The sequence below is a fragment of the Rahnella sp. 2050 genome (assembly GCF_040544515.1).
GTDB lineage: Bacteria > Pseudomonadota > Gammaproteobacteria > Enterobacterales > Enterobacteriaceae > Rahnella > Rahnella aceris.
The window spans coordinates 63,797-79,045 of the sequence record NZ_JBEPKE010000011.1; the positions used below are offsets into that span (position 1 = coordinate 63,797).

Sequence of the window (15,249 nt, forward strand, 5' to 3'; positions counted from 1 at the left end):
ATGGAGCTGTATCTCGATACTGCCGATGTCACTGCGGTAAAACGTTTGTCGCGCATCCTGCCGTTGCAGGGGGTCACCACGAATCCGAGCATCGTGGCGAAAGAAGGTAAATCGCTGTGGGAAGTGCTGCCTGCCTTGCGCGATGCGCTGGGGGGTAACGGTAAATTGTTCGCACAGGTGATTGCTGCCGACGCCGAACAAATGGTTGCAGAAGCGTTGTTGTTGACGCAGCGGGTGTCCGGTTTGGTCGTGAAAGTGCCGGTAACCCGTGAAGGTCTGGCGGCCATTAAAAAGCTGAAGGGCATGAATATCCCGACGCTGGGCACGGCGGTGTATGGCGCAGGTCAGGGATTACTGGCGGCACTGGCGGGGGCGGAATACGTTGCGCCTTATGTGAACCGTCTGGATGCACAGGGCGGTGACGGCATCGCGATGGTCAAAGAGTTGCAGACCTTGCTCAGCCTGCACGCGCCGCAATCGAAGGTGCTGGCCGCCAGTTTCCGAACCCCACGTCAGGCGATGGATTGCCTGCTGGCGGGATGTCAGTCAATCACCTTACCGGTGGATGTGGCCGAACAGTTACTCAATACACCTGCCGTCGAAGCGGCGATTGAAAAGTTTGATACTGACTGGCGTCAGGCGTTCGGCACTTTATCGCTGAGCTGACATTTTTGCGTGATACCCGGCCCGCACAGGCAACTGTTGCGGGCTTTTTTGTTTTTGTGTGTTAAGTATTTTCGTACAAATAATTCGAAAATGTGATTTCTCTCCGAAATTAAATATTGACGGAGTAAATTATTAAAACTACCGATCTAAAAAATAGAAACATCGTTTCAATTTATGAGTTGAATCACTTTTATCACCCTGAGAAATGGATAACGTAGCGGCATCAGGTAGTCCGTGACTTTTAAATCAGGTGAAAATTATGCACATTAAACGAGCGATAGAAAAAATCCCCGGCGGGATGATGTTGGTGCCTCTCTTCATTGGTGCGCTGTGCCATACCTTCGCGCCTGATTCGGGCAAATATTTTGGTTCCTTCACCAACGGGCTGATGACCGGCACTGTACCTATTCTGGCGGTGTGGTTCTTCTGCATGGGAGCCTCCATCAAACTCAGCGCGACCGGCACGGTGTTGCGTAAATCCGGCACGTTGGTGGTCACCAAAATCGCGGTGGCGTGGATTGTGGCGGCGATAGCATCACGGTTCATGCCGGAAAATGGTGTGGAATTCGGCTTCTTCGCCGGACTTTCCGTGCTGGCACTGGTGGCTGCAATGGACATGACCAACGGCGGCCTGTATGCCTCGGTAATGCAGCAATACGGCACGAAAGAAGAAGCGGGCGCATTTGTGCTGATGTCTCTGGAATCCGGCCCGCTGATGACTATGGTGATCCTCGGCACGGCAGGCATCGCGTCTTTTGAACCGCACGTCTTCGTTGGCGCCGTGTTGCCGTTCCTGGTCGGTTTCAGCCTGGGCAATCTCGACCCGGAACTGCGCGAATTCTTCAGCAAAGCGGTACAAACCCTGATCCCGTTCTTCGCCTTCGCACTCGGTAACACCATCAACCTGAACGTCATCGCACAAACCGGTCTGTTAGGTGTGTTGCTGGGGATGTCGGTTATCGTCATCACCGGTATTCCGCTGATCCTCGCCGACAAATTCATCGGAGGCGGCGATGGTACCGCTGGTCTCGCTGCCTCCAGTTCTGCGGGGGCCGCGGTGGCAACGCCGGTCCTGATTGCTGAAATGGTGCCGCAGTTCAAACCGATTGCCCCGGCTGCAACCGCGCTGGTTGCTACCTCGGTTATCGTCACCTCAATTCTGGTGCCGATCCTGACCGCAATGTGGTCGAGAAGAGTGAAGAACAAAGCAGTGAAAGGCAAAGTGGCGATGGATCCGCCGATGGCGAGTATCAAATAACGCCAGATTTGGATTACTCCTCCCCTTCGCAGGGGAGGAGGCAGTCCGGAATTATCCTCACAGTCCTGGCGCTTTCCACATCGACGTCGTTAGCTGCCGGTCCACCAGCCCCAGTTGATCCGCATACACTTCCTGCCAGTTGGCTTTCTGCACCAGATATTTTGCGTGGTTCGCCACATCCGGCTGATATTCCCGTTCCCAGCGCACCAGCGCTTCACCGGTGTCTGCAAGCGACGAATACACGCCTGCTGCGACACCCGCTGCAATCGCACAGCCCAGCGCGGTGGCTTCTTTGACCACCGGCACATTGACCGGAACACCCGTCACATCACTTAAAATCTGACACCATAATTTGCCCTTCGAACCGCCGCCGGAGAACACCAGCGACCTGGCGCGTACACCGGAAAATCGGGCGATCATATCCAGATTACACGCCGATACGATGGCGGCGTTTTCTTCTAACGCGCGGAACAGCACCGGTTTGTTGCATTTTTCCGGGTCGATGGACAGATTGATGAACGACGGGGCGGCGTGATACCAGTTCTTGAAATGCATCGCATCCGAGAATACCGGCGTGACGCCCCAGGCCCCCACAGGCACGCGGGCGGCCATGTCTTCCAGCAAGCTGTAAGCATCCACGCCAAGACGCTGCGCCATGGTTTTCTCTTCGGTACAGAATGCGTCACGGAACCAGCGCATGGTCAGTCCGGTAAAGAAACTGATGGATTCGGCCTGTGCCATACCGGGGATGACGTGCGGATTGACGCGGATATTCATTTCGGGGTCGGTGACCGCTTCCGGCAGGTTGACGATTTGCTGCCAGAATGTGCCGCCAAGGACGGCGGTCTGGCCGGGACGCACCAGACCCAGGCCGAGCGTGCCAAGTTGCGCGTCGCCGCCACCCATGCCGACCGGCGTTCCGGCTTTCAGTCCACAGGCATCGGCCGCGCTGGCCGTGACATAACCGAGGCGTGTACCCGTTTCAGCCACCGGAGAAAGTATATCGGCGCGCAGCCCTGCCATATCCAGCAACTCAGGTCGCCAGTTGCGGGTGGCTAAATCCAGCATGCCGGTGGTACCGGCGTTGGACGGATCCACCGCCAGTTCGCCGCTGAGCATGTAGGCCAGCCAGTCGCTGATCATGGTAATAGTGGCAGCCTGACGGTAAATATCGGGGCGGTGATGGGCCAGCCATAACAGGCGCGGCATGGCGCTGAGGGCCAGTGTCTGACCGGAGCATTCATAGACTTCGCGTTCAAATTCGAAATCGTGGATCTCTTTTAATTCGGAAACTTCACGGCTGGCGCGGGCATCGACGTTGGCGCAGGCCCAGACAGGTTCGCCGGATTTGTCGTACAGCACGATCCCTTCGCGCATGGAACAGGCCGCCACTGCGCGGATCGCAGAAGCGGGGAGATGTGCTTCCTGCAATGCCTGACGAATACACTGACAGGCCAGTTGCCAGTTTTTTTGCAGATCAAATTCCATTGAACCGGGCACATCCGGCACCGCCAGATGGATCCATTCGGCCTGTCCGGCGGCTATCTGCTCGCCTTCGAGATTGAAAATCACCGCGCGGATACTGCCGGTACCAGCATCCAGCGCCATCAGATAGTTGCGATCGTGGTCAGAGTTCAGGGTAGAGGTCATCACAATGTTCTCTCGTGCCAGTTTATCGGGCACCGTATACCTGACCGCCACGCCCCTTACACCCTGCGGGTCAGTCGAGCAGCGCCAGCATGGCTCTTGCTGTGCTCTCTTCAGTTACCAGTGCATTAATTCGTCTGCCTTTCAGCGCCGCGACGATGGCTTCAGCTTTCTCGACCCCACCTGCGACGCCTAACACGGTCGGAATGCTGGCCAGTTCGTCCGGCGCGACGGCAATCAGTTCATCGTGGATTGCCATGTTTTCTGCCAGCTCGCCGTTGCGCTGCATAAAGAAACCGAGAATGTCGCCGACTGCGCCTTTGCGGCCAAACAACAACTGCTCACCTTCGCTGATATAACCGGAACGCAAAATAGTCGCGTCCTGTTTCTGGTTCAGCGAGCCAATGCCGACGACCGCAATATCTGCCGCGCAGGCGGCCAGCATGACATCGTGTACATTACGTTCCTGACGGAAAATAGCCGCTACGCTGGCTGATGACGCCCGCAGCGGAGCCGGAATAATGCTCACTCCGCAGGCTGCATCAAGCTGACCAATCCCGGTCATATAGGGCCCGACGCCGCCGGAAAGCGTGACCATGCGGATTTGTTGTGAGGAGATGAATCCGCTCAGATGTTGCAACGTACTCATCGCCGTTTCGCCAAAACCCACAGCCAGCAGTTGTTCCGGCCTGAGCAATGTCATCAGCATGTGTGCTGCGCCGACCCCCAGCCGTGTGCTCAGCGAGCCGTCGGCCAGTTGTGGCAGCACGCGGATCTGCTGTAAACCAAAGCGTTCGAGCAGGGTATTTTCCAGCGTCAAACAGCCCTCAAAACGCGAGTTAATTTGTACGCGGATCACTCCTGACTGCCGGCCTTTTTCCAGCAGGCGTGACACTTTCAGCCGCGTCAAACCAAGCCGTTCACCAATTTCATTCTGGGTCAGGCCGTCGTGGTAATAGAACCACGCGGTGCGCGCCAGCAGTTCCTCTTCGCCCATGCTGAATTCCGGATGGTTAGTCAAATCGGAAAGCGTTGTCTTCTCATTCATAGTGAACACTTATCAAAATGTAGATCAATTGTTCGTTAACAAAATGTTGTTAACTGTGATGTGTTTTGCAAATTTCAAATGATTACTGCCTGAATCATAACGCAGAGTATATGAGTTGAACAAACTGTGATCAGCACAAAAGTTTTCCCTGCCACCTCGGTCTAGTTTTATGAACAATGTTAAATGATAAATACATTTGTTCAATTAATGTATCAAGCCAGAGGCCGGTGTATGCAGAGCAGCAAACAGTTATCAGCAGACCTGCAAACCATGGATCTGCTGTTGCAGGTCAGCGGTGTCAGTAAAAGCTTTTCCGGCGTGGCGGTGCTGAAAGACATCGATTTCAGCCTGCAATGCGGAGAAGTCCACGCGCTGCTTGGCGGCAATGGAGCGGGTAAATCGACACTGATGAAAATCATTGCCGGTGTCGAAATAGCCGACAGTGGCACGTTACTGCTCGGCGGCGAGCCTTTACTGGCGCTGTCACCAGCAAAAGCGCATCAGGCGGGGATTTATCTGGTACCGCAGGAGCCGATGCTGTTTCCCAGCCTGACCGTGCGCGAAAACATCCTGTTCCGCCTGCCTGCACATCAGGCCGGCGAAAAAAAATTGCAGCAAACGCTGGCTGATCTGGGGTGCAATTTACCGCTGGGTGCCCTGGCCGGAACCCTGGAAGTGGCCGATCAGCAACTGGTGGAAATCCTGCGCGGGCTGATGCGCGATGCGCGGCTGCTGATCCTTGATGAACCAACCGCCTCGCTGACACCGGCGGAATCCGCCCGCCTGTTTACACAAGTCCGTCATCTCACCGGGCAGGGCGTCGGGGTGGTATTCATCTCGCACAAACTGCCGGAAATACGTGCGATTGCCGACCGGGTCAGTGTGATGCGTGATGGCAAAATTGCGCTCAGCGGCAGGCTCGCCGAACTGGATAACGATGCGCTGATCCGCGCTATCACCCCGCATTCCCAGGACACCGCGCTGCCCGCAGAGCAAAAGTTGTGGCTGGATTTACCCGGCACACGACGCAACCCGGCAGGCAGCGAACCGGTCTTGCAGGTGCAAAACCTGACCGGTGAGGGCTTTATTAATATTTCATTCAGCGCCCGCGCCGGGGAAATCGTCGGGCTGGCAGGCGTGGTGGGGGCAGGGCGCACCGAACTGGCAGAAACCCTGTATGGCCTGCGCGACGCCCGACGTGGTCAGGTGCTTTTGCAGCAACAAGACATCAGCGGCCTGACGACCTTACAGCGGCTGAAAAAAGGGCTGGTGTATTTGCCGGAAGACCGGCAGGCATCCGGCCTGTATCTCGACGCGCCGCTGAGCTGGAACACCACCTCACTCACCTTCAACCGTCAGGGCTGGTGGCTGAACATCAAACGCGAAGCGGCGGTGCTCGAACGCTATCACCGTGCGCTCGGCATTAAATACCGCGACGGGTCACAAACTGCCCGCACACTTTCCGGCGGTAATCAGCAAAAACTGTTGATCGCCAAATGCCTTGAGGCACAGCCCGCGGTGCTGATTGTCGATGAACCTACGCGCGGCGTGGATGTGTCCGCGCGCGCTGACATTTACCAGTTGCTGCGCGAAGTGGTGCAACAGAACGTGGCGGTGATCCTGATTTCATCTGATCTGGATGAAATTGAAGGACTGGCGGATCGGGTATTCGTTATGCATCAGGGGGAAATGAGCGGCGAATTGCAGGGCAGCGACATCAACGTCAGCAACATTATGCATATCGCGTTTGGTAATCATGCCAAAACCCCCGCCACCGGAGGAACCTCATGCTAAAGCGGATACAAAACAATCGTGAACTGACCGCGCTGATGGCGATTATTGCGCTGTTTGCCTTGCTCGGTGCGATGGACCGGCAGTCGTTCAGCTTTCAGACACTGAGCATGATTTTTGGCAGCGCGCAGATCCTGATGTTGCTGGCGATGGGGGCCACCGTGGTGATGCTGACCCGCAACATCGACGTGTCGGTCGGTTCCGTTACCGGCCTGTGCGCCGTGACGCTGGGGGTTTTGCTCAACGGCGGCATGAACCTGCCGCTGGCCTGTCTGCTGACTCTCGGCACCGGTTTACTGGCCGGAATATTTAACGGTGTACTGGTCGCCTGGCTGCGTATTCCGGCGATTGTCGCCACGCTCGGTACGCTGGGGTTATACCGCGGGCTGATGCTGCTGATGACTGGCGGCAAATGGATTGAAGGCTTACCGGCCGGGCTGAAATCTCTGTCAGAACCGGTTTTCCTCAATGTCTCCCCGCTCGGCTGGCTGGTGATTGTCTTGCTGGCTGCGATGTTCTGGATGCTGGGTCGCACGGCGTTTGGCCGCAGTTTCTACGCTGTCGGCGACAACTTACAGGGTGCCAGACAACTTGGCGTGGCCGTCAACCGGGTACGCATTCTGGCATTTGGCATTAACGGCATGATGGCCGCCATTGCCGGAATTGTCTTCGCTTCACAAATCGGCTTCGTGCCCAATCAGACCGGCAGCGGGCTGGAGATGAAAGCCATCGCCGCCTGCGTGCTGGGCGGCATCAGCCTGCTCGGCGGCACCGGCTCCATTCTCGGTGCGGTGCTCGGCGCGTATTTCCTGACCCAAATTGACAGCGTGCTGGTGCTGTTACGCCTTCCGGCGTGGTGGAACGATTTTATCGCCGGGCTGGTGCTGCTGGCGGTGCTGGTATTTGACGGCAGATTGCGGCAGGCGCTGGAGAAAAACTTGCGGCGGCAGAAGTATTCACGCTTTCTGGCGGCCACGCCACCGCCTCAGAAGAAACCCGTTGAACGCAAATCTCAGCAACCGAAAAATACAAGCCGCCGGCTAAGTACCGGCAAAAAGAGCGGGGTAGTGTGATGAACAAACTCCAACAATATGGCTGGGAAATCGCGCTGCTGGCGTTGCTGGTCATCGAAATCTTACTGTTCGGTTTCGCCAATCCGCGCATGCTGGACGCCAGTACGCTGCTGTTCAGCACCAGTGATTTCATCACCATCGGGATTGTGGCGTTACCACTGACACTGGTGATTGTCAGCGGCGGTATCGACATTTCCTTTGGTTCCACCATCGGACTGTGCGCCATCGCGCTCGGTGTACTGTGTCAGGCCGGTGTGCCGCTGGCACTGGCCATTATGCTTACGCTGGCACTGGGCGCGGCCTGTGGTTTGCTCAATGCGGCGCTGATTCTTTATACCGGCGTGAATCCGCTGGTCATCACACTGGGGACGCTCTACCTGTTCGGCGGCAGCGCCTTACTGCTTTCCGGGCTGGCGGGCGCGACGGGTTTTGAGGGTATCGGTAATTTCCCCGATGCGTTCACCAACTTTGCCAATCAGATTGTGCTGGGCCTGCCCATGCCGCTGGTGATCTTCCTGCTGGCGACACTGTTTTTCTGGCTGCTGATGCACCGCAGTCGCACCGGTCGCAACGTCTTCCTCATCGGTCAGAATGCCCGAGTGGCGCGTTATGGCGCATTGCCGGTCAGCCGCACGGTGTTTGCTCTCTACGGCATGACCGGGCTGGCGTCGGCCGTGGCCGCCATTCTGATGACTTCGTATTTCGGCTCGGCGCGTTCTGATCTCGGTAATGCGCTGCTGATGCCCGCTATCACCGCGGTCGTGCTGGGCGGTGCCAATATCTACGGCGGTTCAGGTTCCATTCTCGGCACAGCGCTGGCGACACTGCTGATCGGGTATCTCCAGCAGGGTTTGCAGATGGTTGGCGTCTCCAGTCAGGTTTCCAGTGCGCTGTCCGGCGCGCTGCTGATCCTGGTGGTGATTGGCCGCTCTGCCAGCCTCAACCGTGGTCTTATCCGCAGTGTTTTCCAGCGCTATTGCCGGCGCGGGTCTGCGCCTTCTCCTTCCTTGACGTCTTCTCAATAAGCCGGGGTTAATGATGAAAGCCAACACAATGAAAATCTTGTTAATTGCCAGTGCCGTGAGCCTCGCGTGTCTGAGCGCACAGGCGGCTGAACGTATCGCCTTTATCCCAAAACTGGTGGGCGTCGGTTATTTCACCAGCGGCGGCAACGGCGCAATGGCCGCCGGTAAAGCGCTGGGCGCGGACGTGACCTACGACGGTCCGACCGAGCCGAGCGTTTCCGGTCAGGTGCAGATGATCAACAACTTCGTCAATCAGGGATACAACGCGATTGTGGTGGCGGCGGTATCACCCGACGGCCTGTGTCCGGCGCTTAAACGCGCGATGCAACGCGGCGTGAAAGTGCTGACCTGGGATTCCGATACCAAACCGGAATGCCGCTCGATTTACATCAATCAGGGCACACCACAACAACTGGGTTCGATGCTGGTTGAGATGACCTCCAGCCAGGTGAAAAAAGAGAAAGCGAAAGTGGCGTTCTTCTATTCCAGCCCGACAGTGACGGATCAGAATCAGTGGGTGAAAGAGGCGAAAGCCAAAATCGCCAAAGAGCATCCGGGCTGGGAAATCGTGACCACGCAATACGGTTATAACGATGCCACTAAATCCCTGCAAACCGCCGAAGGGATCCTGAAATCTTATGGCGATCTGGATGCGATTATTGCGCCTGATGCCAACGCATTACCGGCAGCGGCTCAGGCGGCGGAAAACCTCAAACGTACCAACGTGACCATCGTCGGTTTCAGTACGCCAAACGTCATGCGCCCGTATGTCGAACGCGGCACGGTGAAACAGTTCGGTCTGTGGGACGTGGTCAGCCAGGGCAAAATTTCGGTTTATGTCGCCGATCAGTTATTGAAAAAAGGCGCGCTTAACGTGGGTGACAAACTGGATGTGCCGGACGTCGGAACGGTGGAAGTGGTGCCGAACAGCGTGCAGGGCTACCAGTATGAGGCCAAAGGTAACGGCATCGTTTTACTGCCGGAACGCGTGGTCTTCACCAAAGACAACATCGGCAAATACGACTTCTGATCAGTAAGGAGAAAAGAAAATGGCAGATCTGGACGATATCAGAGACGGCAAAAATTTCGGCATCGGCACGCCGCAGGATAATCACGCGTTCTTCCTCAAGGGCAGCGGTCAGCTTGACTGGGGAATGCAGTCGCGGCTGGCGCGGATTTTCAATCCGCAGTCTGGCCGGACGGTGATGCTGGCGTTTGACCACGGTTATTTTCAGGGGCCGACGACCGGCCTTGAACGCATCGACATCAACATTGCGCCTTTGTTTTCGCATACCGACGTGCTGATGTGTACCCGTGGCGTACTGCGCAGCGTGGTGCCTGCGGCGGTGAACAAACCGGTGGTGATGCGGGCTTCCGGTGGTAACTCGATCCTGACTGAACTCTCTAACGAAACGGTGGCGGTGGCGATTGAAGATGCGCTGCGCCTGAATGTCGCCGCGATGGCAGCGCAGGTGTATATCGGCAGTGAATACGAACATCAGTCGATCAAAAACATTATTCAACTGGTCGATCAGGGGATGCGTTACGGCATGCCGACCATGGCGGTGACCGGCGTCGGCAAAGACATGGCGCGGGATCAGCGTTACTTCTCGCTGGCAACCCGCATTGCCGCTGAAATGGGCGCGAACATTATCAAAACCTACTATGTCGATGAAGGTTTCGAACGCGTCGCAGCGGGATGTCCGGTGCCGATAGTGATTGCTGGCGGCAAAAAATTGCCGGAACGCGAGGCGCTGGAAATGTGCTTCAAAGCCATCGATCAGGGCGCATCCGGTGTGGACATGGGGCGCAACATCTTCCAGTCCGAATCGCCGGTTGCCATGCTGAAAGCGGTGAAAGCGGTGGTGCATGAAAACGCCAGCGTGGCGCATGCTTATGAACTGTTCCTGAGTGAAAAGGGGTGAATCATGGAAGTGACACTGGTCGAAATTAATGTTCAGCCGGAAAAGGTGGATGAGTTCCTGGCGGTATTTCACGCTAACCATTTGGGCGCGGTGAAGGAACCGGGAAATCTCAGATTTGATGTGTTGCAGGACGAGGCGGTACCGACGCGCTTCTTTATCTACGAAGCCTATCAGGATAACGACGCTGTGCTGGCACACAAGAAAACACCGCACTATTTGAAATGCGTCGAGGCGCTGGAGGGGATTATGTCGGAGCCGAGGAAGAAGACGGTGTTTAAAGGGGTATATCCGTAAGGTAAAAACGGGTTTGCTCCACCTTTAGTGAGGACCATAGCGGAGCATTATTAGTTTTGGCTCCTCCCCCTGCGAAGGGGGAGGCTGGGAGGGGGTTTTAGGGGCTAACACTTAGTCAAAGCTGACTTTAACTGTCTGATTTTTCTTTAATACCCCACCCCAACCCTCCCCTTCGCAGGGGAGGGAGCAGTCTTGTATTACATCAACCCCTCAAGCCTCACATATAACTCCCTGAACACTTCACGCCGCTCTGCATACGCAGTATGCCGTTCTGCGTCCGGCTGATGCACTTGCTCAAGTGGCAGTTCCGGCAGGAACCGCTCCAGCGGTTGCCCCGGATTCATGGCGATTTGTGCTAAACGTGCAGCACCGAGCGCCGGGCCGACATCGCCGCCGGTGCGGTATTCCAGCGTTTTACCGCTGATGTCGGCCAGCATTTGCCGCCAGTAAGGGCTGCGGGCGCCGCCGCCAATCAGCGTGATGCTGTGCGGTTTCAGACCGGTTGCGTGCAGCACGTCCATTCCGTCTGCCAGAGCAAACCCCACACCTTCAAGTACGGCGCGGGCGATATCAGCCGGGCCATGCTGATGGGTCAGGCCGAACAATACACCTTTGGCATTCGGGTTATTATGCGGGGTGCGTTCGCCGGAGAGATACGGCAGGAACCAGACCGGTGAATCTGCAGGCGGGGTCTTTTCTGCCAGACTGATCAGTTCGCCAACCGATGCGGTGCCGGTCAGTTTTGCAGCCCAGTCCAGACAAGAGGCGGCGCTGAGCATGACGGACATCAGATGCCAGGTGTCAGGCAGGGCATGGCAGAAGCTGTGTACCGCCTGTTGCGGATTACTCAGAAAACCGTCGCTTACCGCGAAATACACGCCGGACGTACCCAGAGATAGCATCGCTTGTCCGGTTTTATACAACCCGACACCGACGGCCCCGGCGGCATTATCACCGCCACCGGCAATCACCGGCACGGAATCCATGTTCCAGCGTGAGGCGAGTTCCGGCAACAGGTGTCCGGTAATCTGATTACCTTCGAAAAGCGCGGGCATCTGCTGGCGTGTCAGGCCGGTGGCATGCAGTAATTCGTCATTCCAGTCGCGCTTAGCGACATCCAGCCACAGGGTGCCAGCGGCATCAGACATATCGCTGGCGAACACGCCGGTCATCAGCCAGCGAAGATAATCTTTAGGCAGCAGGACTTTGTCGATTTTGGCAAACAGATCCGGCTCGTTTTTACGTAACCAGAGTAATTTGGGCGCGGTAAAACCGGGCATCATCAGATTACCGGTGATCTGGCGGGAATTCGGGACTTCCGCTTCCAGTTGCTGACACTGACTGAAGCTGCGGCCATCGTTCCATAAAATGGCCGGACGTAACACGTTCTGTTGTGCATCCATTACCGTCGCGCCATGCATCTGACCGGTCAGACCGATGGCTTTGACGTCTTTGAGTGAACGCTGATGCGAAAGCGCCGTGACCGCCTTGTCCGTGGCTTTCCACCAGTCAGCGGGAAGTTGTTCAGACCACAGCGGATGCGGGCGGGAAAGGGTTAACGCCTCACTGTGGCTGGCGACCACCCGACCTTCTTCGCTGAGTAAAATGGCTTTCACGCCAGAGGTGCCAAGATCTATTCCGAGATACATAGTTTTCCCTTATCTGTTAACCCGAATCTGTAACGATTAACGCCCTGCAATTCCGCGCGCAGCGGGCAGGGCGTCAACTTATTTTAGCCGGTTAACCAAACAGATAGCGGTTAACCAGATTCTCCAGACGCTCCTGCTGACCGCTCTGGTGCTGAGGGGACAGCGCGTTGTGTTGCGCATAGTTGCTCAGGGATTCCAGTGACATTTTGCCTTGCAGGATCTGCTGGCCCAATTCTGTGTTCCAGCCAGCGTAACGTTGGGCAACATGCTTATCCAGTTCACGGCTTTCAATCATACGGGCTGCCACTTTCAGCGCCAGCGCCATGGTGTCCATTCCACCGATATGGCCGTAGAACAGGTCATATTTATCGGTGCTCTGGCGACGAACTTTTGAGTCAAAGTTCAGGCCTCCGGTGGTGAAACCGCCCGCTTTGATGATTTCATACATCACCAACGCATTTTCTTCCACGCTGTTCGGGAACTGATCGGTATCCCAGCCACACTGCGGGTCGCCACGGTTTGCATCGACGGAACCGAAGATACCCAGAGCAATTGCGTTAGCAATTTCATGGTGGAATGAGTGACCCGCCAGCGTGGCGTGGTTGGCCTCGATATTCACTTTGATCTCTTTTTCCAGGCCAAACTGTTTCAGGAAGCCATAGACGGAAGCAACATCATAATCATATTGATGCTTGGTCGGTTCCTGCGGTTTAGGTTCGATCAGCAGGGTGCCCTGGAAGCCAATTTTGTGTTTGTGCTCAACGACCATCTGCATGAAGCGACCCAGTTGTTCGCGTTCCTGACGAAGATCAGTATTGAGCAGGGTTTCGTAGCCTTCACGGCCGCCCCACAGTACGTAATTTTCGCCCCCCAGTTGTTTGGTGGCATTCATGGCGTGCACAACCTGCGTTGCGGCCCAGGTATAAATTTCTGGATTAGGATTGGTCGCCGCGCCTGCGCCGTAACGTGGATTGGTGAAGCAGTTAGCTGTACCCCACAACAATTTTACACCGCTGGCTTCCTGCTTTTGCGCCAGTACATCAGTCATGATGGCAAAATTATTGACGTATTCTTTAATTGATGCCCCTTCCGGCGATACGTCAACGTCATGGAAGCAATAGTAAGGCACGTTCAGCTTCTGGAAGAATTCGAAAGCGACATCCGCTTTACTTTTAGCCAGCTCCAGCGCGTCACCGGGATGTTGCCACGGGCGGTCAAAGGCGCCCACACCGAACATGTCATTACCATTCCAGCAGAAGGTGTGCCAGTAACAAGCCGCGAAACGCAGATGCTCAGCCATCGTTTTGCCGAGGATCACTTCTTCAGGGTTGTAATGACGGAATGCCAGCGGATTAGTGCTGTTAGCACCTTCGTAGCGAACTGCGTCGAGCTTGTCGAAATATGCGTGCATTGATAACTCCTTGAAAACGGGCCCAGCGGGACTGGGAGGCTGAGGCTCTATCTTCGGAGTTGACGTGACATCCCACAATTACGTTATTTCACACTCAATTTAATAGAATTATTAAGTGTGCGGCAGATCGCATAAATAACCTTTTTTCTTGTCGTTTTTATCCGTCTTCCACGATATCTCGATAATAAAAGTATCTGGCTTGTGCATATTACAATCAAACTATGATCCCCATCATAATTCCTAAAATAAACAAAAAATCGTAATGCAGTGATTAAAATCTGCAATTGCCGATTAATTACCCAGCGACAACAATCCTTGTGTCATTGCTGTACGCACTTCTCTGTATCTGCCTCTACTTATTCTTATAAAAGGTCTGACATGATGAAAATGAATAAAGTAATTCTTTCTGCCTGTGCCGCATTAGTGCTTTTTAGCCAGTCAGGGTTAGCGAAAGAAATTAAAATTGGTATGGCTATTGATGACTTACGTTTAGAGCGCTGGCAAAAAGACCGTGATATTTTTGTGGCTAAAGCCAAAACGCTCGGCGCGGATGTTTTTGTGCAATCCGCAAACGGCAATGAAGAAACACAAATGGCGCAGATTGAAAATATGATCAACCGTGGCGTCGATGTGCTGGTCATCATCCCGTATAACGGCGAAGTGCTCAGCAACGTGATCGCCGAAGCGAAGCAGGAAGGCATCAAGGTGCTGGCCTATGACCGCATGATTAACAACGCGGACATTGATTTTTATATCTCTTTCGACAATGAAAAGGTCGGGGAGCTGCAGGCACAAAGCCTGGTTGAGCGTGTGCCGCAGGGGAATTATTTCCTGATGGGCGGCTCGCCGGTGGATAACAACGCCAAGCTGTTCCGCGCAGGACAAATGAAAGTGCTGAACCCGCTGATCAAAGACGGGAAGATTAAAGTTGTGGGAGATCAGTGGGCCGATGGCTGGTTGCCGGAAAACGCCCTGAAAATTATGGAAAATGCCCTGACGGCCAACAACAATAAAATTGATGCCGTGGTGGCGTCAAACGATGCGACGGCCGGTGGTGCAGTACAGGCTCTGTCAGCACAAGGGCTGGCAGGGAAAGTAGCGATCTCGGGTCAGGATGCCGATCTCGCGGCGATCAAACGTATCGAAGCCGGTACTCAAACCATGACCGTTTATAAACCGATTACCAAACTGGCCAATGACGCTGCCGAAATCGCGGTGCAGTTAGGCAAAGGGGAAACCCCGAAATCCAATGCCACATTAAATAATGGCAAAAAAGACGTGCCGTCTTATTTATTAACACCGATTCCGGTGGATAAAAATAATATTGAAAGCACCGTGGTGGCCGACGGATTCCACAAAAAATCAGACCTTTAATTTTTCAATATTTTCTATAGAAACAACACTTCCCCCCGGAAGTGTTGTTTCTGCTGGAGGTGAAAGTGCCAGAACAATATGAAAAATT

At 55.1% G+C, this 15,249-nt stretch carries 13 protein-coding genes; 9 read left to right on the plus strand and 4 right to left on the minus strand.

Features of this window, described 5'->3' with window-relative positions:
• Both fsa and kdgT read left to right on the plus strand, forming a co-directional pair.
• Nucleotides 1–666: a fructose-6-phosphate aldolase gene (gene fsa / locus ABIC79_RS24015; RefSeq protein WP_037034458.1), complete on the plus strand. Its 666-nt coding sequence runs from the start codon at nt 1–3 to the stop codon at nt 664–666.
• A gap of 259 nt (nt 667–925) precedes the next feature.
• The gene (gene kdgT, locus ABIC79_RS24020) at nt 926–1,924 is read left to right on the plus strand and encodes a 2-keto-3-deoxygluconate transporter (RefSeq protein ID WP_013575896.1); all 999 of its coding nucleotides are present in this window, start codon (nt 926–928) and stop codon (nt 1,922–1,924) included.
• A gap of 57 nt (nt 1,925–1,981) precedes the next feature.
• On the opposite strand, the gene lsrK is transcribed toward kdgT, so the two are convergent.
• Nucleotides 1,982–3,574, minus strand: coding sequence for an autoinducer-2 kinase (gene lsrK, locus ABIC79_RS24025; RefSeq protein ID WP_166860703.1), 1,593 nt, complete (start codon nt 3,572–3,574; stop codon nt 1,982–1,984).
• A gap of 70 nt (nt 3,575–3,644) precedes the next feature.
• Nucleotides 3,645–4,619, minus strand: coding sequence for a transcriptional regulator LsrR (gene lsrR / locus ABIC79_RS24030; protein WP_013575894.1), 975 nt, complete (start codon nt 4,617–4,619; stop codon nt 3,645–3,647).
• A 231-nt stretch (nt 4,620–4,850) separates the two neighbouring features.
• On the opposite strand from lsrR, the gene lsrA reads away from it, so the two are divergent.
• The 6 genes from lsrA to lsrG are packed head-to-tail and all read left to right on the plus strand — an operon-like array spanning nt 4,851 to nt 10,727.
• Complete coding sequence (lsrA, locus tag ABIC79_RS24035; protein ID WP_126124955.1) at nt 4,851–6,413, plus strand: autoinducer 2 ABC transporter ATP-binding protein LsrA; 1,563 nt, start codon at nt 4,851–4,853, stop codon at nt 6,411–6,413.
• A complete protein-coding gene (lsrC, locus tag ABIC79_RS24040; protein WP_126124954.1) occupies nt 6,407–7,483 on the plus strand; it encodes an autoinducer 2 ABC transporter permease LsrC in 1,077 nt (358 codons plus the stop codon). The genes lsrA and lsrC overlap by 7 nt, the downstream gene beginning before the upstream one ends.
• On the plus strand, nt 7,483–8,508 hold the full coding sequence (gene lsrD, locus ABIC79_RS24045) for an autoinducer 2 ABC transporter permease LsrD (RefSeq protein WP_126124953.1): 1,026 nt from the start codon (nt 7,483–7,485) through the stop codon (nt 8,506–8,508). The genes lsrC and lsrD overlap by 1 nt, the downstream gene beginning before the upstream one ends.
• Before the next feature lie 28 nt (nt 8,509–8,536).
• Nucleotides 8,537–9,538: an autoinducer 2 ABC transporter substrate-binding protein LsrB gene (lsrB, locus tag ABIC79_RS24050; protein ID WP_369794782.1), complete on the plus strand. Its 1,002-nt coding sequence runs from the start codon at nt 8,537–8,539 to the stop codon at nt 9,536–9,538.
• 19 nt (nt 9,539–9,557) lie between these two features.
• Nucleotides 9,558–10,433 (plus strand): 3-hydroxy-5-phosphonooxypentane-2,4-dione thiolase, encoded by an 876-nt coding sequence (lsrF, locus tag ABIC79_RS24055; RefSeq protein WP_013575889.1) that lies wholly within the window; start codon nt 9,558–9,560, stop codon nt 10,431–10,433.
• A 3-nt stretch (nt 10,434–10,436) separates the two neighbouring features.
• Nucleotides 10,437–10,727: a (4S)-4-hydroxy-5-phosphonooxypentane-2,3-dione isomerase gene (gene lsrG, locus ABIC79_RS24060; RefSeq protein WP_037034453.1), complete on the plus strand. Its 291-nt coding sequence runs from the start codon at nt 10,437–10,439 to the stop codon at nt 10,725–10,727.
• A 197-nt stretch (nt 10,728–10,924) separates the two neighbouring features.
• Here the strand turns inward: lsrG and xylB are convergent, their stop codons facing one another.
• Entirely contained in the window at nt 10,925–12,376 is a 1,452-nt protein-coding gene (gene xylB, locus ABIC79_RS24065; protein ID WP_126124952.1) for a xylulokinase, read from the minus strand.
• A 91-nt stretch (nt 12,377–12,467) separates the two neighbouring features.
• A complete protein-coding gene (gene xylA / locus ABIC79_RS24070; RefSeq protein WP_112197501.1) occupies nt 12,468–13,787 on the minus strand; it encodes a xylose isomerase in 1,320 nt (439 codons plus the stop codon).
• A 381-nt stretch (nt 13,788–14,168) separates the two neighbouring features.
• Between xylA and xylF the strand changes: the two genes are divergently transcribed.
• Complete coding sequence (gene xylF, locus ABIC79_RS24075) at nt 14,169–15,161, plus strand: D-xylose ABC transporter substrate-binding protein (protein ID WP_015690054.1); 993 nt, start codon at nt 14,169–14,171, stop codon at nt 15,159–15,161.
• The last annotated feature ends 88 nt before the right edge of the window (nt 15,162–15,249 follow it).

Bases quoted from the DNA above. Each gene is read 5' to 3' on its own strand.
- lsrC (WP_126124954.1), top strand. From the start codon at position 6,407: ATGCTAAAGCGGATACAAAACAATCGTGAACTGACCGCGCTGATGGCG.
- lsrB (WP_369794782.1), top strand. From the start codon at position 8,537: ATGAAAATCTTGTTAATTGCCAGTGCCGTGAGCCTCGCGTGTCTGAGC.
- lsrK (WP_166860703.1), bottom strand. From the start codon at position 3,574: ATGACCTCTACCCTGAACTCTGACCACGATCGCAACTATCTGATGGCG.
- lsrD (WP_126124953.1), top strand. From the start codon at position 7,483: ATGAACAAACTCCAACAATATGGCTGGGAAATCGCGCTGCTGGCGTTG.
- kdgT (WP_013575896.1), top strand. From the start codon at position 926: ATGCACATTAAACGAGCGATAGAAAAAATCCCCGGCGGGATGATGTTG.
- xylB (WP_126124952.1), bottom strand. From the start codon at position 12,376: ATGTATCTCGGAATAGATCTTGGCACCTCTGGCGTGAAAGCCATTTTA.
- xylA (WP_112197501.1), bottom strand. From the start codon at position 13,787: ATGCACGCATATTTCGACAAGCTCGACGCAGTTCGCTACGAAGGTGCT.
- lsrG (WP_037034453.1), top strand. From the start codon at position 10,437: ATGGAAGTGACACTGGTCGAAATTAATGTTCAGCCGGAAAAGGTGGAT.
- lsrR (WP_013575894.1), bottom strand. From the start codon at position 4,619: ATGAATGAGAAGACAACGCTTTCCGATTTGACTAACCATCCGGAATTC.
- fsa (WP_037034458.1), top strand. From the start codon at position 1: ATGGAGCTGTATCTCGATACTGCCGATGTCACTGCGGTAAAACGTTTG.
- lsrA (WP_126124955.1), top strand. From the start codon at position 4,851: ATGCAGAGCAGCAAACAGTTATCAGCAGACCTGCAAACCATGGATCTG.
- lsrF (WP_013575889.1), top strand. From the start codon at position 9,558: ATGGCAGATCTGGACGATATCAGAGACGGCAAAAATTTCGGCATCGGC.
- xylF (WP_015690054.1), top strand. From the start codon at position 14,169: ATGAAAATGAATAAAGTAATTCTTTCTGCCTGTGCCGCATTAGTGCTT.